The organism is Bacillus methanolicus PB1, assembly GCF_000262755.1.
In the GTDB taxonomy this organism is placed as follows: domain Bacteria; phylum Bacillota; class Bacilli; order Bacillales; family Cytobacillaceae; genus Bacillus_Z; species Bacillus_Z methanolicus.
The window spans coordinates 300,358-324,385 of sequence record NZ_AFEU01000003.1; the positions used below are offsets into that span (position 1 = coordinate 300,358).

At 37.2% G+C, this 24,028-nt stretch carries 19 protein-coding genes, 4 pseudogenes and 2 riboswitches; of the genes and pseudogenes, 11 read left to right on the top strand and 12 right to left on the bottom strand.

Translation table 11 applies throughout. The features are described 5' to 3' along the window. Positions 1–107: 107 nt before the first annotated feature. Positions 108–1,502 carry an LLM class flavin-dependent oxidoreductase gene (locus tag PB1_RS11250; RefSeq protein WP_004436611.1) on the bottom strand — a complete coding sequence of 465 codons (1,395 nt, stop codon included), beginning with the start codon at positions 1,500–1,502 and terminating at the stop codon, positions 108–110. A gap of 108 nt (positions 1,503–1,610) precedes the next feature. Continuing rightward, positions 1,611–1,713, bottom strand: a riboswitch (SAM riboswitch). A 260-nt stretch (positions 1,714–1,973) separates the two neighbouring features. On the opposite strand from PB1_RS11250, the gene PB1_RS16595 reads away from it, so the two are divergent. After that, positions 1,974–2,336 carry a hypothetical protein gene (locus tag PB1_RS16595; RefSeq protein ID WP_004436614.1) on the top strand — a complete coding sequence of 121 codons (363 nt, stop codon included), beginning with the start codon at positions 1,974–1,976 and terminating at the stop codon, positions 2,334–2,336. A gap of 165 nt (positions 2,337–2,501) precedes the next feature. On the opposite strand, the gene queE is transcribed toward PB1_RS16595, so the two are convergent. Genes queE through queC form a run of 3 tightly spaced genes read right to left on the bottom strand, consistent with a single transcriptional unit; the run spans position 2,502 to position 4,369 of the window. Further along, positions 2,502–3,230 carry a 7-carboxy-7-deazaguanine synthase QueE gene (gene queE, locus PB1_RS11260; RefSeq protein ID WP_004436616.1) on the bottom strand — a complete coding sequence of 243 codons (729 nt, stop codon included), beginning with the start codon at positions 3,228–3,230 and terminating at the stop codon, positions 2,502–2,504. Then, positions 3,223–3,705, bottom strand: coding sequence for a 6-carboxytetrahydropterin synthase QueD (queD, locus tag PB1_RS11265; RefSeq protein WP_004436618.1), 483 nt, complete (start codon positions 3,703–3,705; stop codon positions 3,223–3,225). The genes queE and queD overlap by 8 nt, the downstream gene beginning before the upstream one ends. A 4-nt stretch (positions 3,706–3,709) precedes the next feature. Continuing rightward, complete coding sequence (gene queC / locus PB1_RS11270; protein ID WP_004436619.1) at positions 3,710–4,369, bottom strand: 7-cyano-7-deazaguanine synthase QueC; 660 nt, start codon at positions 4,367–4,369, stop codon at positions 3,710–3,712. 51 nt (positions 4,370–4,420) lie between these two features. Then, positions 4,421–4,464: riboswitch (PreQ1 riboswitch) on the bottom strand. Between the two features lie 180 nt (positions 4,465–4,644). Between queC and PB1_RS11275 the strand changes: the two genes are divergently transcribed. From PB1_RS11275 to istB, 4 genes are all read left to right on the top strand, one after another. Further along, positions 4,645–6,675, top strand: coding sequence for a molybdopterin oxidoreductase family protein (locus PB1_RS11275; protein ID WP_004436621.1), 2,031 nt, complete (start codon positions 4,645–4,647; stop codon positions 6,673–6,675). Between the two features lie 346 nt (positions 6,676–7,021). Then, complete coding sequence (locus PB1_RS11280) at positions 7,022–8,101, top strand: thermonuclease family protein (RefSeq protein ID WP_004436623.1); 1,080 nt, start codon at positions 7,022–7,024, stop codon at positions 8,099–8,101. 708 nt (positions 8,102–8,809) lie between these two features. After that, positions 8,810–10,093 carry an IS21 family transposase gene (gene istA / locus PB1_RS11285; RefSeq protein WP_003351535.1) on the top strand — a complete coding sequence of 428 codons (1,284 nt, stop codon included), beginning with the start codon at positions 8,810–8,812 and terminating at the stop codon, positions 10,091–10,093. Beyond that, on the top strand, positions 10,093–10,851 hold the full coding sequence (gene istB / locus PB1_RS11290; RefSeq protein WP_003351533.1) for an IS21-like element helper ATPase IstB: 759 nt from the start codon (positions 10,093–10,095) through the stop codon (positions 10,849–10,851). The genes istA and istB overlap by 1 nt, the downstream gene beginning before the upstream one ends. A 68-nt stretch (positions 10,852–10,919) precedes the next feature. Here istB and PB1_RS11295 read toward each other — a convergent pair. Together PB1_RS11295 and PB1_RS11300 are read right to left on the bottom strand one after the other, a co-directional pair. After that, a pseudogene (locus PB1_RS11295) lies at positions 10,920–11,477 on the bottom strand (IS256 family transposase); the annotation flags it as partial. A gap of 76 nt (positions 11,478–11,553) precedes the next feature. Beyond that, positions 11,554–13,086 carry a multicopper oxidase family protein gene (locus PB1_RS11300; protein ID WP_004436630.1) on the bottom strand — a complete coding sequence of 511 codons (1,533 nt, stop codon included), beginning with the start codon at positions 13,084–13,086 and terminating at the stop codon, positions 11,554–11,556. 343 nt (positions 13,087–13,429) lie between these two features. On the opposite strand from PB1_RS11300, the gene trpB reads away from it, so the two are divergent. After that, positions 13,430–14,596 carry a tryptophan synthase subunit beta gene (gene trpB / locus PB1_RS11305; protein WP_004436632.1) on the top strand — a complete coding sequence of 389 codons (1,167 nt, stop codon included), beginning with the start codon at positions 13,430–13,432 and terminating at the stop codon, positions 14,594–14,596. An 84-nt stretch (positions 14,597–14,680) separates the two neighbouring features. Here the strand turns inward: trpB and PB1_RS11310 are convergent, their stop codons facing one another. Next, positions 14,681–15,853 (bottom strand): coiled-coil domain-containing protein, encoded by a 1,173-nt coding sequence (locus PB1_RS11310; protein ID WP_004436633.1) that lies wholly within the window; start codon positions 15,851–15,853, stop codon positions 14,681–14,683. Positions 15,854–16,246: 393 nt separating this feature from the next. Between PB1_RS11310 and PB1_RS18320 the strand changes: the two genes are divergently transcribed. Together PB1_RS18320 and PB1_RS11315 are read left to right on the top strand one after the other, a co-directional pair. Further along, on the top strand, positions 16,247–16,381 hold the full coding sequence (locus PB1_RS18320) for a hypothetical protein (RefSeq protein ID WP_004436635.1): 135 nt from the start codon (positions 16,247–16,249) through the stop codon (positions 16,379–16,381). Between the two features lie 386 nt (positions 16,382–16,767). Then, complete coding sequence (locus PB1_RS11315; protein WP_004436638.1) at positions 16,768–16,965, top strand: YjcZ family sporulation protein; 198 nt, start codon at positions 16,768–16,770, stop codon at positions 16,963–16,965. Positions 16,966–17,237: 272 nt separating this feature from the next. Here the strand turns inward: PB1_RS11315 and PB1_RS11320 are convergent, their stop codons facing one another. Together PB1_RS11320 and PB1_RS11325 are read right to left on the bottom strand one after the other, a co-directional pair. Further along, positions 17,238–17,690, bottom strand: a complete 453-nt coding sequence (locus PB1_RS11320; protein WP_034645294.1) for a hypothetical protein — start codon at positions 17,688–17,690, stop codon at positions 17,238–17,240. Between the two features lie 392 nt (positions 17,691–18,082). Then, complete coding sequence (locus tag PB1_RS11325) at positions 18,083–19,039, bottom strand: DUF6454 family protein (RefSeq protein ID WP_004436641.1); 957 nt, start codon at positions 19,037–19,039, stop codon at positions 18,083–18,085. A gap of 746 nt (positions 19,040–19,785) precedes the next feature. On the opposite strand from PB1_RS11325, the pseudogene PB1_RS17530 reads away from it, so the two are divergent. Together PB1_RS17530 and PB1_RS11335 are read left to right on the top strand one after the other, a co-directional pair. Further along, positions 19,786–19,921: pseudogene (locus tag PB1_RS17530) on the top strand (IS110 family transposase); the annotation flags it as partial. Positions 19,922–19,959: 38 nt separating this feature from the next. Continuing rightward, positions 19,960–20,481: pseudogene (locus PB1_RS11335) on the top strand (IS110 family RNA-guided transposase); the annotation flags it as partial. 376 nt (positions 20,482–20,857) lie between these two features. Here PB1_RS11335 and PB1_RS11340 read toward each other — a convergent pair. The 3 genes from PB1_RS11340 to PB1_RS18150 form a co-directional block, all read right to left on the bottom strand. Continuing rightward, a complete protein-coding gene (locus PB1_RS11340; protein WP_004436649.1) occupies positions 20,858–21,511 on the bottom strand; it encodes a DUF1801 domain-containing protein in 654 nt (217 codons plus the stop codon). A 336-nt stretch (positions 21,512–21,847) separates the two neighbouring features. Further along, positions 21,848–22,237: an SRPBCC family protein gene (locus PB1_RS18145; protein WP_004436650.1), complete on the bottom strand. Its 390-nt coding sequence runs from the start codon at positions 22,235–22,237 to the stop codon at positions 21,848–21,850. A gap of 3 nt (positions 22,238–22,240) precedes the next feature. After that, positions 22,241–22,564, bottom strand: a complete 324-nt coding sequence (locus PB1_RS18150; RefSeq protein ID WP_004436652.1) for an ArsR/SmtB family transcription factor — start codon at positions 22,562–22,564, stop codon at positions 22,241–22,243. A 282-nt stretch (positions 22,565–22,846) separates the two neighbouring features. Between PB1_RS18150 and PB1_RS11355 the strand changes: the two are divergent. Beyond that, positions 22,847–23,588: pseudogene (locus tag PB1_RS11355) on the top strand (IS110 family RNA-guided transposase); the annotation flags it as partial. Positions 23,589–24,028 lie beyond the last annotated feature (440 nt).

Below are 24,028 nucleotides of genomic sequence, written 5' to 3' on the forward strand. Positions count from 1 at the left end.
CCTGCTAATGTTTGAGAGAGCCTCTTCAACATGCGGGGATGGGCAATCCTACACATGTTGAAGAGGTTATTCTTTTTGCCTGCACAATTATTTTGTTTCTTTGCCGTTTAGTTTTTAACAGTAGAATAGGTCCCTCTATATTGGCTGCCAGGATGATCTTCGGGCAATAAACTGCTTCCATGGTCAAAAAGTTTTTCCCTTAATGTACCATGTTTATATTCTGTTTTGTAAAGGCCGCGCTTTTGCAGGATTGGCACGACTAAACCGATAAAATCCTCCAGGCTTCCTGGTGTAACAAGGTGGTTAAGGTTAAATCCGTCAACACCGGATGCTTCAAATTGATATTGGATGGCGTCTGCTACTTCCGTTGGATTTCCGACGATAACTTGCTCCCGGTCAATATTTTCGAGCCTGGAAAGTGCTTCACCGACTTTTAGTTTTTTCGATGCATCCTTTGTCAAGGATGCTGCTTTATAATGTCCGTGTTCTGTCGGTTTAAATTCAAAAGGCTGATCCAAATCTGATTTTTCATACCGCGACAAATCATAACCGCTCGCCCCGCCAAATTGCGCTTTTGCAGCATCCGGGCTCCAAAGGCGGTTTAATTCCTGATATTTTCGTTCCGCTTCCTCAGTTGTTTCGCCCACAATTACTGTAAGGAAAGAAAACACTTTAATATTGTCAGGGTTCCGGCCATATTTTTCGGCACGTTTTTTAATATCCTCTGTATAGAACCTGATCCTCTCAGGTGTTGGCCCTCCAACAAATACACATTCCGCATGCTTTGCAGCACATTCCCTTCCCCGTTCGGATACCCCGGCCTGATATAGAACAGGCGTACGCTGCAAAGAAGGTTCACTTAAATGCGGGCCTTCCACATGAAAAAATTCTCCTGAATGGTTGATTTCATGGACTTTTGAAGGGTCTATCAAAACACCTTTCTTAACATCCTCAATTACAGCCCCATCTTCCCAGCTTGATTCCCATAATTTATAACAAACTTCCAAATACTCATCCGCAATATCATAACGCCGGTCATGTCTAATCATCTCCTGCAGACCGAAATTCCTTGCTGCATTAGGCAGATAGGAAGTAACAACATTCCACGCGATTCTTCCTTGCGTCAAATGGTCCAAAGTGGAAAAACGTCTTGCATGGGCAAAAGGAGGTTCATATGTCGTACTAACCGTAAAGGCAAACGATAAATGTTTTGTCACGCTTGCCATAACCGGTATGACAAGTGCAGCGTCAATTAAAGGAATTTGCATACCATCACGTATGGACGGTTCCTTGCTTTGTTTATATGTATCATAGACTCCCAGTACATCGGCAAAAAAGACTGCGTCAAACTTACCCCGTTCTAACAACTTAGCCATTTCAATCCAATAATCAAGTTCCTTGTAACGTCTCTGTCTTTTGCTTTCCGGATGTTTCCACAGCCCATGAGAATTATGCATCGCACTTGTCATTTCAAACGCATTCAAAATAATTTGTTTTCCCATTATCTTCTCCCCGCTTTCGATTCATTTTTCTGTGTCGTATCCAATTTGACTAAATAAAAAACCCCTTCTTTGAAAAAAGAAGAGGTTCATGAATGAAACTCACTTCTTTTCTCATCTTTCAAGCATTTCGCTTGCTGGAATTGGCACAGTACTTGAAAAGCCTGTTGCCGAAGTTTCATCGGGCCAGTCCCTCCACCTCTCTGGATAAGAAACGAAGATATATTCAGTTATGATAAAAACTCTGATGCAAGTATAATCCCTGATATTCTATAGATTTTGTTGGTTTTTAATTTAAACGATGCTTATTAAACTGTCAATATTATTTTATAAAATTTTAAGAATTCACTAAAAAATCGGATTAAAAATAATCAATTTTCAACTGGACCTAAATTATTTCTAGTTATTTTCGATTTCAATTTGTTTTACTGCAACCAAATTATGATACAATTTAAATAAAGGGAGGTGAGAAAAATGGCAAAGGAAATTTTAGGAGAAATTTTAAAAGATCTTCAATCAATGAAGACTGATTTTGATGAGTTAAAGCAAGGACAAAATAAACTAGAGCAAGGACAAATTGAATTAAAGTCAGATTTTGCTGAGTTAAAAGAAGGACAACATAGATTGGAGAAAGGCTATATTGAATTAAAGTCCGATGTTGCCCAGCTTAAGGACGGACAACTTAGACTGGAACAAGGTCAAAATGAGATCAAAGATACTCTCAAACACTTTGCGACTTTAACGATTGAGAACTTTACGAACATTAGAAAAGAACTTAGAATGGCAGTAAACGAAATTAAATCGGATGTGGAGGATATTAAACAACAAACAAATTAGGAAATCCCGCTTACAAGATAGGATTTTGTCCATCAGTCTATCATATGAGATTTCCTCCGTTTGAATTCGTTATCGACCCCTTCATATACCTGCTTGTTCCCTTTGCAAAATAAAAAAATGAGCCAATGTTTGGCCCATATCATTTTGTCTCAATTTATAAGCTTACTAAACTCCTCGTTTATTACCCCAAATGTACGTATGCAATTGCGGGAGAACTTTCACATTTTTCAAGTCAGAATCCTTCATAACTTTGTTGATAAGCCATTCATATTTTCCTAAAAGTTGGGAAATAAGTTTTTCTTTCTCAGTCGAGGTAATGTCTTCATTTCCCACCTGCAAAAAGAACGGGACATCAGGATATCTTTGATGAACTTTCTTCGCATACTCGTAATCTTGATCATCAAATACGACAATCTTCAAACTGATGTTTTGTGCAGAATTTTTTTGATTAAAGTTTTTTATGATCGCATCAAGTACGTCAAAATCTGTGACCATGTTTGAACTTGGCGGTTTCGGTGAAAGTGTTAATTCATCAATTTCAAAGAACCAATCTTGCCACTTGCTTCCTTGTGTTTCTAAACAAATTTTAATGTTATTCTCTTTTAAAAGCTGAATCAAGTATCGTAAATTTTTTAATAATGCCGGGTTGCCTCCGGAAATTGTTACAAAGGAAAAACCGTCGCCGCCAAGCTTTTTAAGCTCAGACCAGATTTCTTCAGCTTCCATTTGCCTCACTAAATCCTTGCCTGTTCCGTCCCACGTAAATGAAGAATCACACCAGGAACATGAATAATCACAACCGGCAGTTCTTACAAACATCGTTTTTTGTCCAATCACCATTCCTTCTCCTTGGATGGTGGGTCCAAATATCTCCATGACCGGGATTTTACTCAACTTCCATCCACTCCCGTCTAGCTTCCGCATAACTGGTAGGAGTTTCATAAAGCCGCACAAACTCTACTCTTGCCCCGAGATATTTTTGCTGCCTATCTTCTTTTTCCAACGCTTCCTTCATTTTTTCATAAATCCAGACGACCATGTTTTCTGCAGTCGTATTCATAGGCGGAAGTGTTTCATTCAAGTATTTATGGTCAAGAAAAATTTCAATTTCCTTTTTCCAAATATCCTTTATATCACTGAAATCAATCAGTAATCCTCGATCGTCGACATATCCGCTCAAGCCAAAGATGACTTTATACGTATGGCCGTGAAGATTTTTGCATTTGCCTTCATAACAATGCAAATGATGAGCTGAATCAAAGGTAAATTCCTTGCTGACAAGGACACGCTTCGAATGGTACTTTAACTGATCGCGCCGGATATCTTCATCTATTTTTTGGAGTTTATCAACAATTCGAAAACCGTACATTGTTTTACAAACCCCCTCGAACCTTTAAGTATTCTTCAAGTCCTTTTTTTCGAAGCTTGCACGCAGGACACTCCCCGCAGCCATCTGCAATGATTCCATTATAGCAAGTTAACGTTTTTTCTCTCACAAAATCAAAAGCGCCGAGTTCATCTGCCAGCTTCCAGGTTTCTGCTTTGTTAAGCCACATTAAAGGTGTATGAATGACAAACTGGTAATCCATTGAAAGATTCAATGTTACATTTAAAGATTTGATAAAAACATCTCTACAATCCGGATAACCGCTAAAATCCGTTTCACAAACACCGGTTACTATGTGTTTTGCCCCTACTTGATTTGCCAGCACACCGGCAAATGAAAGAAATAATAAATTTCTGCCGGGAACAAACGTTGACGGCAGCTCCCCTTCTCCCCCATCTTTTACAGGAATTTCATCCCTTGTTAAAGCATTCGGTGCCAATTGGTTTAACAAGGACATATCTAAAATATGGTGTTTAATGCCAAGTTCTTTTGTGATGTTTTTCGCACATTCAATCTCCGTTTTGTGTCTCTGGTTATAATCGAAAGTAACTGCGATTACTTCTTCAAATTGCTTCATCGCCCAAAATAAACAAGTCGTGCTATCCTGGCCTCCGCTAAACACGACAATGGCCTTTTCTTTTTTCATTTTCCAAACTTCCTTTCAAAGAAAAAACAGCACTACTAAGAAAGTAGCACTGTTTTCTTAGTTTTTTTAAAGAGGGTAGCTAGAACCTCTACCGTAATAAACGGATTTTTTATTCACTTACTCTTATTCTAACATAATTTTATTGAATCGAAAAATAATCTTTCTGCCGAAAGCAAAATTGACTTTATTAGGTTAATTATTGATAGACTATTAGAATTATTTTATTATTTTCATTAAAAAGTAATAACTTATCTTATGAATAAAGGAGACTAAATATGCACTCTTATGTGGATCAACGAACAGGTGTATTTCCATCCGTCTGTCCTTTGGATTGCCCTGATCAATGCGGCTTGCTTCTACATAAAAAAGACGGAAAAATCGTAAAAATAGAGGGAGACCCTAACCATCCCGTGACAAAAGGGAATATTTGCAACAAAGTACGAAATATGACTGAACGAATTTACGATGAAAAACGCTTGAAATATCCATTGAAACGCACCGGAGCAAAAGGGGAAGAGAAATTTGAGCGGATCAGCTGGAACGAAGCGATAAAGACAATAATTTCCCATTGGAAAGACCTTATTCAAACATATGGACCTGAAAGTATTCTCCCATATAGCTTCTATGGCAACATGGGAAATCTTAGCGCTGAAGGAATGGACCGGCGTTTTTTTTATCGGTTAGGATCTTCCCAGCTGGATCGATCCATCTGTTCAACCGCAGGTAATGCAGGGTATAAATATACGATGGGCGGCAGTTTTGGAATAGACCCGGAGGATACCATTCATTCAAAATTGATTATTTTTTGGGGGATTAATGCTGTAAGCACGAATATGCATCAGGTGGTTCTTGCCCAAAAAGCCCGAAAAAACGGAGCTAAGATTATTGTCATTGATGTACATAAGAATCAAACTGGCCGTTTGGCGGACTGGTTCATTCCTATTTTGCCGGGGACCGATAGTGCTCTCGCACTGGGGATCATGCATATTTTATTTGCCGAGGACATGGTAGACACTGCTTTCTTACAGAAATATACAGTCGGACATGAAGAATTGCGTGAGCATGTTGTTCAATATGATCCCGTCACTGTTTCCGGCATTACTGGAGTTCCGGTTGAAGATATTTATAAACTTGCACGGATGTACGGGAAAATTTCACCTTCCTTTATTCGAATCGGTAATGGGCCTCAGCATCATGATAATGGAGGCATGTGTATTCGAACCATTTCCTGCCTTCCTGCCCTGACCGGACAATGGCTTGTAAAAGGCGGCGGAGCAATCAAGTCAAACAAAGGTTATTTAGCCCATAATACAGAAAGATTACAACGCCCTGATTTATTAAAAAATAAACATACACGCATCATAAACATGAACTTGCTAGGCCAGGCATTACTGGAGTTAGACCCGCCGGTAAAGTCTTTATTCGTGTACGGTTCGAACCCTGCGGTTGTTGCTCCTGAAGCCAATAAAGTAAGAAAAGGACTAGGACGAGAAGATCTCTTTGTCGTCGTGCATGACTTATTTTTAACAGAAACGGCAAAATACGCTGATATTGTACTTCCTGCAACATCTTCATTTGAAAATACTGATTTTTATACATCCTATTGGCATCATTATATTCAGATTCAGCAGCCGGTCATTGAACGATATGGAGAGTCTAAATCAAATACAGAAGTATTCCGATTGCTTGCAAAAGAAATGGGTTTTGATGATTGCGTTTTTAATGAGACAGATGAAGAAATGATTATGCAGGCAATTGATTACCCAAACAACCTTTATTTAGAAGAAATCGATTATGAAACATTGGTTGAAAAGCAGTATGTCAAAGCAAAGGTAAAACCTTTGTTCCCCGGAAAACTGCCAACACCAAGCGGGAAAATTGAGCTTTATTCAAAAAAGATGGAAGTTGACGGGTATCCCCCGCTGCCAACCTATACACCTCTAGTTAACGATGGAGACTTTCCGTTTTTATTTGTTCCCGGGCCAAATCATAATTTCTTAAACTCAACTTTTTCCAATAATGAAAAACACATTTCTTTTGAAAAAGAACCGCGCTTGCATATGAATGTCAAAGATGCATTAGCGAAAGGCATTAAGGATGGAGATCAAGTCCGAGTTTGGAACAACCGCGGAGAATGTGAAATGAAAGTTTCAGTAGGAGAAAACGTACTTCCAGGTGTCGTCGTCACTCAAGGACTATGGGTAGGTGCGAAGCAGCTTGTAAACTCACTTACCCCGGACCGGGTAGCAGATATGGGCGGCGGAGCAACGTTCTTCTCCGGCCGTGTAGATGTGGAGAAACTGTAGGTTTGTTATGCTCATAGATTGGAAGAATCAGAGTCAGAAGGCTCTGGTTCTTTTTTTACGACTTAAACATTCTAAAACTCCTATTTTAATGTAAATTTTTTTAGTGAAAATTCACTATAAATTTTTATCTAAATATTTACACTTTTAAGAAAAAAAGCAAAGTAATTTTTCACAATTCTTTTTTAAACTGAAAAGTGCTTGTGAAATCAAGAATCAAACAAAAACGTTTGGGGAGGGATCTTGCTAATTTGAAATAATTTTACTTTGGCTTTGTTGTTTTTACAGCCTGTTCATGGGACCAGAAATTTTTGTGTAATTAGGGATATGAAAAAGGAGGAACAGAAAAATGAAAAAGTCCATCTCTTCACTCGTACTACCTTTCTTTGTAGTACTCATGATGTTTTCCGGATTATTTCCGCAAGTTTCTTCAGCGGCCACTTACACCGCAACAATTGACCGTGTAGTCGATGGAGATACTGTGTATCTTAAGGAACTCATCAAAGGAACCAATAAGGTAAGAATGCTTTCTATCGATACTCCTGAAACCAATTATAATGGCCAGGCGCAAGAGCCATGGGGAACGGCAGCCAAAAATTATCTTACCCAGCTTCTTCCATCCGGTACAAAAGTGACCATTGAAACAGATACAGAAGAAACAGACGCTTATGGCCGTTTACTTGCCCATATCCATAAAGGTACTCTTGATGTTAATAAAGAAATGGTTCGCCAAGGCCATGCCGTGACGTATTATATTTGGCCAAATATGCTCCATTTTGAAGAATACCAGCAAGCCTACCTCGAAGCGAAACAAAATGGCAGAGGAATGTGGAACCCTTCCAACCCGATTAATGAACTTCCTTTCGAGTTTCGTGACCGAGTCTCCGGACAGCCTCAAGATAAGTATGTGGGAGATTTCTACACGAAGTTATATGTTTCTCCGGCTGATTACCAGCAAGTTCCGATCGAAAAGCGTGTATTTTTCTTTACAGAATCCGATGCCCAGGCTGCCGGCTATACGAAAAAGTCTTCAGGCGGCGGAGGTTCCACTAATCTAGTTATTAATGAAGTACTGCCTGCTTCCGGTACAATATATACAAAAGAATTCGTTGAAATTTACAATCCTGCCGATTCTGCTGTTGATTTATCCGGATATGTACTGGATGATATCGTGAATGGCGGTTCCTCCCCTTATACGATACCGAACGGAACGATCATTCCCGCAAAAGGATATTTTGTTTGGGAAACCAACAACTATTACAACAACACCGGAGACGATGTAACATTAAAAGCTCCAAATGGAACCATTACAGACCAATACCACTACTCCACATCCAGCGCGGATAAGTCGTGGGCACGCATACCAAACGGAGGCAATTGGTCCACAACTATGGATTCAACTCCGACCAAAGGTGCAATCAATAACTAACCTGATAGTCATATACCTACTTTCGAATAAATAGACTGCTTTTCATGAAATATCAGACTGCTTTTTTAATATATCAACCAGTATTGGTGATATATCTATCGATCAATTTTTAAAAATATCGAGCAATTTTGGTGATATATCGACCACTTTTTGAATATATCGACCAGTTTCCATGATATTTCGACCACCTTTCATGATATATCGGTTACATTTAACGAAAAAGCCGCCCGAAAAGGCGGTTTTTTTATAGATTTGAAAAATTAAATCGAGCATAAAACCGAATCTAGTCAAATTATTTTAAGTTCATCGGTTCCTCAGAAATTCGTCTTGTGTTTGTCGTGTCTGAAACGAGGCGTTTACACAGAATATTTTTCCAGATTAATTTTTTATAGAAATTTATTTCGTAAAAAAGCTGCTTTTTAGCTTGAAATTTGATAGGTTTACCCACCCTGAATCACGATCAAGGGAAGGAATGAGCCTTTATTAGTCAAGTCCTTAATATTGTGTAAAATTCTAATTACAAGGTTTTAGCCTGATTTTGCTTTTAGTATTCATTTAATTTGATTGGAAGGGGTACCCCCTTCCAATCAAATTAAATTTCGCGCTCGCGCGGGACATAGAAATGATAATTTAAATATGTACACAAATGCTTGAATAATAATGTACAAAATTGACTTTAGATTTCATACTAATCATGAGGTGGTTAGTATGTACATATCGATAAATGTGGAAACTGATTTTGAGATTAAGAGTCTTGAAGACTTACCAAAATTAAAACAACTAATGGAGAACTTGAAGATGAAAATTAATAAAAGTCAATTAGCTAGAGATCTAGGTGTAGATCGTAGAACCATTGATAAATATTTAAATGGATTTATTCCTAAACGTATACGAAAGAAGCCTTCCAAAATTGATGAATACTATGAAATCATTGCGGCACTACTTTCGGAAGATGCTAAGCAGAAATTTTATTATCGTCGTGTGCTATGGCAGTATTTAAAGGATAATCATGGACTGGATTGTGCAGCATCGACGTTCCGAGCGTATATTGCGAAAACGCCCGAATTTAATGCTTACTTTGAAGAAGATAAACGGATTCCTTCTCCTAAAGGCACAGCACGTTTTGAAACGCCTATAGGAAAACAAGCACAATTGGATTGGAAAGAGAGTATTTCTTTTGAAACAAAGGATGGTCAGAACGTTGAAATCAATATCGCAGTACTGATTCTATCTCATTCACGTTTCAGAACCTTCCTAATGAGTATTTCTAAGTCACAAAGTGTCCTGTTTTCCTTCTTAACAGAAACATTCGAAGCTCTTGGAGGGGTACCAGCTGAAATAATCACGGATAATATGAAAACCGTTATGGATGAGGCAAGAACAGAACATTCTCCAGGAAGAGTGAATGCCAAGTTTGCACAATTCGCTAAGGATTTTGGTTTTGAAGTGAAGCCATGCATTGCTGGACGTCCACGGACAAAAGGAAAAGTCGAAACCACAATGAAAATAATAGATGAAATTCATGCTTATCAAGGTCAGTTGACCTTGGAAGAATTACATCAATTTGTGCAAGACTTATCTCATCGGGTGAACCATGAGGTCCACCAAGGAACTGGAAAAATTCCTGCGATAGAATTCAAAAAAGAAAGGAATCACCTACTCCAGTTACCAGCTGAGAAAGTAAGAGATTCCTATCGGATCAAACATACGCTTGTAAAAGTCAATGCATCCAACATGATTTCCTACAAATCAAACCAATACTCGGTACCAGCACAGTACCAAGGAAAGAAAGTAGGCTTACAAGTGTATGATAATCAATTATGGATTTATTATAACACGGAACTGATTGCGCAACACCCTATAAGTAACAAGAAATTAAATTATCAGGAAGCACATTATCAAGAAGCCTTGGGCGTTTCCATGCCAAATTATCCGGATATTGATGATCTAGCAAAACGGAATTTAGCGACGATTGGAGAAGTGTATAAATAATGAATCCAACAACAAACTATCAACAACTCATACGAAACTTAGATTATTTGAAGCTCAAGCAAATGTCCTTGCATTTAAATGAAGTCTTAGACTTCAGCGTTAACAATCAATTGTCACTGGTAGACACGCTAGTGAAACTGACAAATTACGAAATTGATGTACGTGAACAAAATATGATTCAATCGATGGTGAAAGTTGCGGCTTTTCCGCATTTGAAAGAAATAAAGGATTTTGATTTTAGTTTTCAACCGTCAATAAATCAAAAGCAAATTTTAGATTTTTTAACGCTTCGATTTATCGAAGAAAATGAAAACATAGTTTTTTTAGGACCAAGTGGCGTAGGAAAAACGCATTTAGCTACTTCCATTGGGATTGAGGCAGCGAAGAAACGTACAAGCACTTATTTCATTAAGTGCCATGATTTAATTCAAAATCTGAAGAAAGCACGTCTAGAAAATCGGTTAGAGAGCAGATTAAAACATTATACAAAATACAAGCTATTAATTATCGATGAGATCGGTTATTTACCGATTGATGCCGAGGACGCAAAGCTTTTCTTCCAACTCATCGATATGCGTTATGAGAAGCGTAGTACGATTTTTACAACGAATGTGAATTTTAAGGCATGGGATGAAATCTTTCAAGAACCCAAGCTGGCCAATGCAATTTTAGACCGCATTTTACACCACGCAACCGTTGTCACTATCGTTGGAGATTCTTATCGTTTAAAGGATCATTTAGCGAAAGAAAATGAGTGATTTTGTACATCCTTAAACAAGCAAAAGTGTACATATTTGTGTTGACATTTATACGGGACATTCTCATTATTCGTAAAAATGTTTTTTTTCTTGGCTTGTTCTTCATCATAATCCATTAAGACAGCTCCAATCAGTCGATAGGCAGACTGCGTATTTGGAAATATGCGGATCACCCTTTCACGACGGCGAACTTCCTGATTTAATCGTTCCAGAGAGTTGGTGCTACGGATAAGGCGATGCCATTTTGCGGGCTGACTTAAATATTGGATGGCGTCTTCAAAGCCCTCATCTAATTTCTCCAGTGCCTTTTCAAGTTTCGGATTCTCTTCATAGCGCTTAAAGAACTCATTGCGAAAGAAACGGGCATCTTCTACCTTTACGGCTTCGAATATCCTTTTTAGGTCGACAATGACCTCTGCCATGCCTTTTTTAGGCAATGTTTCGATGATATTTCGTTTGAAATGAACGGTACAACGCTGCCATGATGTTCCGATAAATTCCTTTTCTATCGCTTTCTTTAATCCTTTATGGGCATCTGAAATCACCAGCTTTGGGGATTGCAACCCCCTTGACTTTAACTCACTCAAGAATTCCCGCCATGCTTCATAGCTTTCTTTATGATCGATACTACTAATTCTTCTTCCAATAAATAATGATTTTGTTAACCTCTCTTGTTTCAAGGGAGGTTTTTTATGGACTGTATTATCGGATAACAATATACGGTCTCATCATCTCATAATCCTCGTGCTCCAAAATATGACAGTGCCATACATACAACCCTTCATAAGGGCCAAACTTCATAATAATTCGAGTTACCTGGTTAGGATTAGCTCTTACAGTATCCTTCCATCCTCGTTCTTGTGGTTCGGGAGGCATCGCCGGATCCGTATAATGGATCATTCTCTCCTTTTTATACTTTTCTACATCGAAATCTCTCCGGTCTAATATTTGAAAATCAATTAAGTGAAGATGAATAGGGTGTGTATCCGTAGTTAAGTTAATTAGATACCATATTTCGGTTGATCCCAATTTTGGATTTTCGGTTATGGGGGCATCCCACTGTTTATTATCCAATAGCATGAATTCACGACCGTACTTATCCATATTATCATTTAATGTTAGGTATCGGACCTTTGAAGCTGTCTGTTCTTTCATTTTTGGAAGAGGCCTCATATAAGCCGGAATAACACTTGTATCAACACTTGACAGCGGAAGAGTCACTCTAAACTCCATCACAGTACCTGTATTTTCATTTGCCGGATCTCCGGTTGGAAAAGGCGCGGGTGCATCGTTTGTCATGATTATATTCTTGCCCTCAAGATTGGTAAAATCAATGATCACATCTGCTCGTTCTGCAGGTGCCAACATGATTTCTTTGACTCCTATCGGGTGTTGCATTAATCCTCCATCCGTCCCGATTTGATAAAAAAGTTGTCCCGAATCAAGCTTTAGCCTATAGAAACGGGTGTTAGATGCATTTAACAGTCTGAATCGATATTTACGGGGTTCCACTTTTAGAAACGGCCATACTTTTCCGTTCACCAAGATGGTATCCCCAATAAATTCAGGAACTATCGACGTTTCTAATTCCGGGATTGGTTTTTCTGGCTGCTTCGGGTAATAAAGAGAACCATCTTTATTAAAAGTCTTGTCTTGTATCATAAGAGGGATCTCATATTTCCCACTTGGTAAATTCAATAAACGTTCCCGATGATCTCTGATAAGATAGAATCCTGCCAATCCAGCATACACATTTAGCCTCGTGATACCAAGCGTATGGTCATGATACCAAAGGGTGCAAGCTCGATTGTAATTATCATATCGATATATTTGCTTTCTAAAATATGGACCGACTTGTTTGAATCCCTTTGTAAACCAAGCCTCCGGGTAGCCATCGCTTTCCCATTCAACACTTGCGCCATGAACGTGTACCACCGTTCGTACTTCCGGTACATCCACATGGGCACCATGCACCGTATTGTCTACCGGTAAAAGATGCTTATCTGGAAGATTGTTGATCCATTTAATAAACACTTTTTCTCCGCTTTCTACTTCAATTGTAGGTCCTGGGTAGCTGCCTTCATAGCCCCATACAGTTGTATCACTTAGCTCACTATGGAGTGATTGCTTAAATTCCGTCATCTTCACTTCATAATAAGTATGATACTGATTTTTCCATCGAGGGTTTAAAATAGGGGGAATGGGGAGTTCATCTACAAATTTAGAGAGAATCATATTTCCGCTCCTTTATAACCTGCTGAGTATAATTACTTCATTCTAAAGGTTATAAAGATTACAAGCCCTGTATGACAAATTCAAATGGTTTGTGCGGTTGACAAATAGTGTGATCGCGCGAGGAAATCAAAGAAAACAAAAGAGAAGTTGATCGCTGTACACATAGTGCGTACTATTCTGAATCATTGGAATAGGCGGTTGTTAACTAACCTGAGATTGTTGTCTTTTTCCAATTTCATGAAAATTTAAAAAAATGATTGGATTTTTAATTAATAGTCGTTATAATGATTTCAACTCATGTAACTGAGTTAAATATGAAAGGTTAGAAGGAGACGAGCTGAGCATGACAAGTATTAGCACAGAAAGATTAGGGTATTTCGGGGAGTTTGGAGGAAGTTTTGTACCGAATGAACTTCAACATGTATTGAACCACTTAGAGGAACAGTTTTTGAAATATAAGGATGATCCGGAATTCCTAGAAGAATTCACGTATTATCTTAAAGAATATATCGGCCGGGAAAATCCGTTGACTTTTGCAAAAAATTTATCGAATCAAATTGGCGGAGCGAAGATTTATTTAAAAAGAGAAGATTTAAATCATACAGGCGCCCATAAAATCAATAATGCAATTGGTCAAATTCTATTAGCGAAACGAATGGGAGCAAAGCGGATCATTGCTGAAACAGGAGCAGGGCAGCATGGAGTCGCCACCGCTACTGCGTGTGCGATGTTCGGCATGGAATGTGTGATCTATATGGGGAAAACAGACACGGAACGGCAAGCTCTCAACGTATTTCGAATGGAACTTCTGGGAGCGAAAGTGGTCCCTGTTGAAAAAGGCCAAGGCCGGCTAAAAGATGCTGTTGATGAAGCTTTAAATGACTTGGTTCAAAATTACGAAAACACCTTTTATTTGTTAGGTTCTGCCGTCGGGCCTCATCCATATCCAACCATGGTAAAACATTTTCAATCAGTAATAAGCCAGGAATCGAAACGTCAAATTCTCGAAAAAGAAGGGAAACTCCCTGCTGCAGTAATCGCTTGTATTGGCGGGGGAAGCAATACAATTGGTGCGTTTGCTCACTATATTGATGAACCAAATGTCCGTTTAATCGGTGTCGAACCAAGTGAAGCTCCTACTTTAACTGAAGGGGTTCCCGCTGTAATTCATGGTTTTAAATGCTTAACGTTGATGGACGAAAATGGGCAGCCTAAACCTACCCATTCCATTGCAGCCGGCTTGGATTATCCAGGCGTCGGACCGGAACATAGCTTTTTGAAAGAATCGGGTAGAGCTGAATATGTGACAGTTACCGGCCAAGAAGCATTAGAAGCTTTTCAGATGTTATCCAAAACCGAAGGAATTATCCCTGCTTTGGAAAGTTCCCATGCCATTGCACATGCTGTTAAATTGGCAAAAGAACTTTCAAAAGACGATGTAATAATCGTGAATTTATCCGGCCGCGGTGATAAAGACGTAGAGCAAGTGTTTAACATGTTAAGAAAGTAATTTTGTCAGCATGACATACCGATAACGCAAAAGCCGCCCGAAAAGGCGGTTTTTGCTTATTCTTCCATTCTTTAAGAAAAATAACTAAATTCGTACGACACGCCCATTAAACTTTTGTTTCCAATAACCAGTTGACATATCAGCAATTGCGACGCCGGTGGAGCTTTGCGATCCGATGAATTTCCCTTTTCCTATATAAATGCCAACGTGTCCATCCTTTTTAAAAGTATCAAAGAAAACGAGATCTCCCGGCTGCATTTCTTTTACTGAAATTTGGCGCCCTGAATTTTTTAATGAATCTGTACTGGAACCCACTTTGATGCCTGCTTGAGAAAATGCCCAATGAACAAAACCGGAACAATCAAATCTTCCGTTCGCAATATCATAAGCGTTTCTTCCGCCGCCAAACACATAGACTGAGTTTCCGATATATTTGTAGCCTGCTGTAATGACAGTTTTGATGTTTCCATTCGTTCCTCTATTCGTGTTTTGCGCAGCAGCACCGTCTGTTAAATTAGCCTGACTGTCTAATTTTTGCTTCGTAACCGTAAGATTACTAGCTTTTATGTGTGATTCTGCCTTTGAAGCAATCTTTTTTTCTTCTATTTTAGCAAGCTGTTCCTTTCTCAAAGCATATTGTTTTTGTTGTTCTTTGAGTTGTGCCTGCATTCCTTCAAGGTCAGCTTTCTTTTCAGACAAATCAGCAAGTTTTTGTTGTAAAGAATCTTGTTTGTTTTTATGATCCTTTTTATCAGCTTCGTACTGTTCCAAAAGCTCCCTGTCTGCTTCTGCAATCATAACCACTGCTCCTACTCGATCTACAAAATCACTAAAGCTCTCAGAACCAAGCAGGACTTCCAGATAACTGACATCACGACCGCTTTCCTGATAAGATTTTGCACGCTCCTTTAATTGTTCATTTCGTTTTGTGATTCTTTTTTCTATTTCAACAAGCTCTTTTTCCAGCTGTTTGATTTCTGAAGTTGTTTCAACAATATCTGCTTCTGCCTTTACGATCTTGTTTTGATTATCTCGTATTGCTTGATCGACTTGCTGTATTTGTTTATTTAATCCGGTAATTTCATTATTAACCTGGGAAACTTCTTGATCTGCCTTTGATATGCTTGCTTGAATCTTCTCCTTCATTTCCGCTTTTTTAATTGCCAAGTCATTAACGGATTCTGCCTGTACTAATGGAGTCACAAATCCCATTGCAAACATAATAGACGTGCACAGCACCATCACCATTCTTTTCATCACTCATTGCACCTTCTTTCTCTTTTGTGAAACAAAAAAGATTTTTCAGTAAACCGCCAACAAAAAGACAACTTGTAAAAACTCTTCTATACAAAGAAATTTCTCTCTCTCGAAAATCCATAAGAAAGAATGACAACATTCATTTCGAAACTATTTTCAGACTATTTTGTACATTCAGAAGTATAGCACCCAAATTTGTTACGTTGGTAATAGGAACATTACATTTAGATTAAACCGCTTTTTATTAAATTTTACACATATTTTTAGAACAAAGAGTTTTCTCTCATCCGTATTCTTTACAAAGTTGGACTTACTTTAAGAAAAAATTCTAAGTAATAAAAAACACTCGTTTGTAAAAAATAAATCAGAATCGTAACGAAAGGAGGTTTGAAAATGACAAACCGCAATGATAATCGGGAACGGCAAAATAAATACCCGAATAGCCAAAAGCAAGAAACTGAATTCTCGAAAGAAACGAATATTCGAAGTGAAATCACAAAAAGAGATTTACAAAATAAATCAAAATAATAAAGAAAGGATCGATTGTCGTTGAACAAACAATCGATCCCTTCTTCTCTCAATTTACTGTACATTCTTTGTTTGGTTTGCTCAAAAGCAGTGGGTGATTTCAGGACGATAATACTCTGAATCTATAGGAGTTAATCGGATTTTTTGTACGCATAAATACACACCAACCATTAAGATTTATAAGTTATTTATAACCTAAATCTCAACTTGGTTTTATTTATTCCAACTTAGTTTTTTGATAAGATCTCTTCATTGCGAATTTTTTCTCACCTTCAAATTAAAATTCCGCAAAATATTTAATATGCTTGTCTTATACAAATATTGGTTGAAAGAATATATTACTAACTAAGAGCTCTTACAAAAAATATATTAGGGGAGAGATCAATATGTATTATCCTTATGGTTGTGGTTTTGCACCTGTTTGTTATCCTTATGGTTATGGTTTTGGAACTGGTTATGTTTATGGCTATGGTTATGGTTATGGCAATGGCTATGGAAACGGCTTTGGTTATGGAGGTGGCTTTTGTTTAATTATTGTATTGTTTATCCTATTAATCATTGTTGGAGCATCATGGCTAGGATAATAGATTTTTAGAAATAAAAAAAGGTTGTCTCATAATGGAATTACCCCCTTCAGGTGACGGTAAAAAAGAGGACATTTGATATAAGTTCTTAGAAATCTACCTAAGAGGGGATTTTTTTTGGCTAAAAAAGACGTTTAATGAAGGGACTATGATTCAAGAAAAATTTAGCGGTCTTTCCCCCGATCAAATATCAAGAAAAGACCGCAGCTTAAATATACTATTTTTTCAGTATCTACTCGAAAGGGTAATGTGCAGAACGAATCGGCCTCCCTTTATATTTTTGTTTCATTATCCTTCTTCTTATATAGATCCATTAAATACGTAGCAATCTTTTCAAGTTTTTCAAGTTTTTCTAAATCAATATCAATTTTATCGAGTATGTTAAAAGGAAATTGGGATTGAGATTGAAACGGTGGTTGAGATGTTTGCCATAGATGAGGTGGTTGCCATTGTTGTTGCGGCGGTTGCCATTGTTGTTGCGGTTGTTGAATCCTTGTTAATTCCTGCAATATTTTATTTATCTCTTCTTCTTGCTGTTTAACTTGTTGTTTTGTTTCTTGTATCATTATTTCTTGTGCTTGTAACTGTTGTAAGATATGATTTAATGTTTCTTGCAGTATTGTTCCTTCTGGTATCGTTTCACGTGCCCGAAGCTCTTGTAGGATTTTATTTAACATTTGAGTCTGCTTTACCATATGTTCATGGACTTTTTCGAATTTACACATAAACTACTCTCCTTCCTTCATAAAATAAAAGTAAATATAGTCAAAAATAATATTACAAATGAATAAAATATTTGCTTACTCACAGGAGTTAACTTGCTCTAATAAGACAATCTGGAATATGTTATGTTTTACAATAATTCAATGTATAGACAAACATTATGGAGATGGAATTTTTAGTTAAATATCATGTGGATGAAATACTTAAGAACATGTCATCTTTAACTTTCTTCCGAAAGAAGTTGCGTGGATGAATTTTTATTGCCATGAACAATAAAGGAGAAGTACAAGAGCCGAGTTTCTTAAAGAGTTCTTTTCATATAAAAAGCTATTCTTCCCATATCTTTTGAGAAGAATAGCCCTTTTTTCTATTTAATCAAAACCTTTGCCAGATCTTACTTCTTATAATTTAGGTTGGTTGTTTCATACACCAACAAATATGCGTCATCGTCATCCGGCACAGCGTAAAGCCGCAGCTCATCACCAGCATTCTCGAGGAACACCGGGTTACGGGTTATGACATGTCCTTGAGGAGAAAACTCCATGGATGGTACTTCAAGAATCGTAGTCAAATTTTTCATATCAATCAATGCTAATCCGCCTAACTCGTAAGGCTTAGTATATTCAGTTGCAGGGTTTGGAAGTTCAGAAATACCGCTGCAAACCATTTTACTTTGACCTACACCTTCACAATCTTGATAGTCAATAAAGTGACTGGAGTTTGCTTTTATACTCAGCTGTTTACCTTTTTCATTCCATTCATAGAATTTACGTGAACCCCAGCTCACTCCAATAAGTTTTCCACTTTGTGCGTCACGAACCATTCCACCGATATGGTCATTGACCCGGAATGCTTCTTCGACTTTCAATGTCTCATAATTAACTTTGTAAATAATGGAGTGGCTGTTAGGACGATATTCTGCTACAGGAACCCAAATGTATTTGCCGTCGAATGCGATGCCGCCCGGATGATAAATAATTCCTTCACCAAGTTCGATGTCTTTCAGCAGTTTACCTTCTTTATTAAAGACAAACAAATGACCTACTCCTTTTCCAGGAGTGCGATCATAGCCATCTTGTGGCTGGTCATACTTCACCGGTTTTTCGATGATTTCCACAGAGGACATATAAAAGAGGTCTCCGATTCGAGTCATTCCTTGAGGGTGATAAACATTAAATTGCAATTGAATCTTTTCTTTTTCCTGCCACTTTGTGTTACGGGAAAGCTGCTGGAACTGATCATCTAGTATTTGCTCTTTTGCACTGTAATGTTGCGATTGAGGCATTGCTAGAGCTGTGGATGCGGCACCAATTAAAAGTGTTGCGGTAACAGTGAATACAATTTTTCTCACGATGATCCTCCTATTCAATATTATTTTCCCTTTTTCAATTTCATTTTATTTTTTCCCGCAACATGCAAAAAGACTTTCAATATAACTTTTACAGAAAATTTAGTAAAGGTTAACATCGTTTAAGAAAATATACATCCGAGTAATATAGTTAATAGATGATATATAAAGTTTTGTGTACGGCATTTTGCTAGACCAAAAGAAAAAAGCAGGGTTGTTTCTCTGATTTCACCGAAAATCATAGAGAAATAAGCACCCCGCCTATTTTTCCAGTATTCAAATTTGGAGGAAAAATCAATTGGAAAACGACATTTGCAGTTTGTAAAGGAATCATTAAAGATGATCATGTGAATTTCTTCGATAATAAACAAGCTGAAACGTCAAAGTGATGGATATAAATGCAGCCATGTCTCTCCCCAATATGATTAAACTTATATGTCAAGTTCAAAGAATACTTTTTACTTCTTTTAATAAACCTTCAAGGTTGTCGATTATTGGAGAGTGACCTGTGTTAGGTAATAAATTTTTTCAACTACCTTTAAATCTTCAAGAATTTCCTCTTGCAAGGATTTCGTTACAATTAAATCACTTCCCCCCAAAATGACCAGTGTTGGAGAAGTAATATAATCCGCCTCCCCTGTCCCTTCAATAACACCATAATGATGATGGCTATTAATATGAATCAGCGAAAAGTTTATATTAAGTAAATTTCTTTGTGTTAACACATCATCTATGTAGGCTTCATATCTTTAAGAGAGTTTTACGATAAAAAGAGTGTTGAAGGAAAGCCTTATAAGGTAGCCAATTATAGCCAGTGAAAATAAGCTATTACATTGGATATTTGCCTTATTAAAAAGACGAACAACTTTCCAAGATATACCTTAAAAAACTATATATAACAAAATTAAGTATAAAGGAAGGTTATTTTAACCCTAGAAATGTATATCAAAATGCTTCTAGAATACCAAAAGCACCTATCTAAGCTTGAAGACGAGATAGATGCTCTGGCAAAAGAAATTGAAGAATATAAGATTATCCAATCAATCCCTGGTATTGGAGAAAAAATCGCGGCAACGATTATTTCTGAAATTGGTGAGATTGATCGGTTTAATCACCCCAAAAAACTCGTGGCAATTGCAGGAATTGACCCTAGTATCTTTGAATCTGGTAGATTCAAGGGCACGGTAAACCGGATAACCAAAAGAGGTTCGAGTAGATTACGGCATGCCTTATATATGGCTGTTCGTTTTGCCATTCGTGATTGTCGCAAAATGAAAACGACTGATGAAATCATCCCCCGTAATAAGAGATTACGTGAGTTCTATGATAAGAAACGTGAAGAAGGAAAGCCCTATAAAGTAGCAGTTATTGCATTTGCCAATAAGCTCTTACAATGGATACATGCACTTTTAAAAAGTAATTCGCCTTTCCAAGATTTAACCTAAATGAAAAATGTATTTAAATAACACAAAACCTTCCAAAATTATAAAATGGAAGGTTATTTGGCATGCACATTATTAGTATAGCATGAAATATTTTAAGTTTTTATTGAAAAATGTTGACAAACTATTAACTGGTTTAGTTCAAGAAAAGTGTACCTTTCAGCAAAAATCCAAAGGGTACACTTTTGTGTGCAGTATTTTTCTTTTCTTAGCTGGTAATGCGTAAGCCTGTTACACGTTAGTTTGCTTATACTCTACGAATCACTTTTTTGTTTTTTTCCATTTTAAAATATTTGATTGAGTGTTACCTGCGATCTAAAAAGGAGTTCGAATGAACGCAAAGTGAGGTAATATCTTAAAGTTTGATTAATTTATTTTCTTATCGAATGTACTTGTGCGAGCCGTCACAGTAGGGCTGCTTTTGAGATAGTCCACAAGTGCAATCATTTAATCCTTTTCCATTGAGAATTTTTTGCATACATTTTTCAACCCTTGACTCTCGAGTTTTGGATTTTTTGGCTTTAGAAAAATAAAGAATGTATTCTCTTTGTCGTCCCGGTGTCAATGCTTCAAAAGCAGTTTTCAAGGCAGGGATTTCATCGAATTTATTTTGAAGTTCTTCAGGAATTATGAATTCTGTATTCTTTTTAAAATTCACTTCCAAACCGGCTTTTTCAACTTCAATGGCTTCATAAATATAGGCTTTCAAGATGGTTTCCATTTCAATTATTTCTTGAACATTGGTGAACCTAATCTGGCGCGCCGCCTGTACATTCTCCGTTTGTTGGATTAGAATCCCATGGGCATCCTGTAACAAGGCACCTTTGTGAAACAGAAGCGCACAATATTCTTTAAATCCATGTATTAAAACTATGTTTTTTTTCTCAAACGTGTAACAAGGATGCATCCACTTAAATTCTTCGGTCAGCTCACAGTCAAGAACGATATTTCTCAACTTCTCATATTCTTCCTTCCACTTTTTGGCATTACTTAAAAATTCATCAACCTTAGGATTCATTCTACTATTTGTCATCAAGGAACACCCCTTTTCAATATTTCGATCAGCTGACAGTCAAGAATGATCATTCTCAATTTCTCCAATTCTTTCTGTCACTTTTTGGCTTTACTTGAATATTCATCAACCTTGAATCATTTTCCATGACCTACTTGGCAAGCTTGCTTGATCTTCGGGCAAGAAGGCATCTAAACAGTTAATATTGTTGGCAATTAATTGATTTATTTTCATATTGATATCCTCTAAATTCACAAAATTTAGTCTTTCAAAACAAACGGCTAAGTCCTATACTGAGCCGTTTACTTTTGACTATTCGCTAGCTAAGCTAAACTAAAAAAACAGGTTCAGAGGTTCTTACATTTCCTCTAATATTTTTTTAAGTTCTTCAATCATTTTCGCCCAACCATATTTCGCACCATTGAACGCTTGATCTTCTTTTTCGAATCCAGTTTGTTCAAGGTGTAAGTAGGTTATTGCATCCTCTTGCTTCAATGTCCATGTGACTGTAGTGTTTATCGGACCACCTACCCAAGTGTAAGATAACTTATAAGGCTCGTCCACTACTAATACTTCACAATCAACAATTAAATTCCACTGCTCATTTCGGAATTGACATTTATGTCCTACGATTGGTTTAAAGTTATTTTCCATTATCCATTTTGCAAGAGTATCCGAATCTGTTAATGCGTTCCAAACTGTATTAATTGAACTTGTAAACTGAAAATCTAATGATAAATCTGCCATTATTTATTCCTCCGATAATAAATTTTTTAAAAGTGCCACTTTTTCCTTCCAAAATTTCTCGTAAAAGGATACCCAATCTTTAATTTCCTGTAGGGGAGCTGCAATTAGTCGATACCTTGTTTCTCTACCAACTTTACGGTCAGCAACTAGAGCAGCTTCTTTAAGGATAGCCAAATGTTTAGAAACAGCGGTACGCCCCATTTGAAATTGAGCGGTTAATTCGTGAAGAGGTAACTCTTCTGCATCTGCCAACAAACGTAGCAATTTACGTCTTGTTGGGTCAGCAATGGCTACATAAACATCACGCTCTTGATTTTTCTCGCTCAAAATCCCCCCCTTATAAAATGGACACCAATTGGTGTCCTGTCAATTTATAGTGGAACTACTACGACAGCTGCAGTGGTGACATTAATTAAGACAATATTTCATTAGTTTTATTCTCTTATCATCAAGTATACTTCTTCAACTAACCTGCCCGATTGCGGAAGATCGTATCCTCGAGATTCTTTAGTACAATTCTTCCAGAAATCATACCCATTTACGGAAGATAGCTTGTCACATATCCCAATCTTGTATCCATTGATTTGGCATTTGTTGTCTATTTAAATAAGAGGTGTTTTCGGGAACTTATATTCCAAGGTATCTTTAAAGACGCTTGAATCTTTTCCAACCTCTGAAACTGTCTTGAGTGTTAGTGAGGATGTTTTGACAGACAAGATTGCTTCTTTATGTATAAGTCGCTCAGAGAAATGGGCAATTGAAAAGGCACAGAAATTAAGAAAGGCTGCATTACGTAACCCATTTCAGAGTAATCTGTATGAAAGCCACATCTTTAATCTAAAAATGTTAATTAGTATCGTTCTTCAATACGAAGAGCATCTATCTAAGTTAGCAGCAGAAATAGATGCCCTCGCTAAAGAAATTGAAGAATATAAGATTATCCAGACTATCCCCTGGTGTAGGAGAAAAAATTGCGGCAACAATCATTTCAGAAATTGGAGAGATAGAAAGGTTTAATCACCCTAAAAAGTTGGTTGCGTTCGCTGGAATAGACCCCAGTGTGTATGCTTCTGGCAGATTTACAGCCTCCATTAATCGAATAACCAAAAGAGGCTCTAGCCGACTGAGACATGCATTATATATGGCTGTCCGTTGTGGTATTCGAGATGCACGCAAGCAAAAAACGACTGATGAGATTATTCCTAGAAACAAGAAACTACGAGAGTTCTATGATAAGAAACGTGAAGAAGGAAAACCATTCAGAGTAGCCGTCATAGCCTGTGTAAATAAGCTCTTACACTGGATCTATGCACTTTTAAAAAGCAGAACGACTTTCCAAGATATAGCTTAACCACTACATCTAACTATAAAAAACAAAACCTTCCAAAATAGATAATTTGGAAGGTTATTTGTCATGGACTATTTTAGTATAACATGAAGTATTAAAGGTTTTTAATGAAAAATGTCGACAAACTATTAGCTGGTTTAGTTTAAGTGAAAACCTTCACAATTTCATTGATATATTCAAACTCGAATAATCTAATTGCCTGAAAACGTTCCTCAACAATCTGGCCCGTTTGTTGAAGAACTATAGCCTGTTCCAGCAACTTAAGGAGTCTATATAAAAAGACCTGTTGCTCACATCTCAACAAGTCCCCCAACATAATTGAACTTATAACTTAAATTCATCATACATTTAGTTTTACTTATTTTTTTATCAACCAAAGATATTCACCCAAGAAAGTAGATGGGTAAATGCATATTCTTTATTGGATAAGAAAATGAAAATGG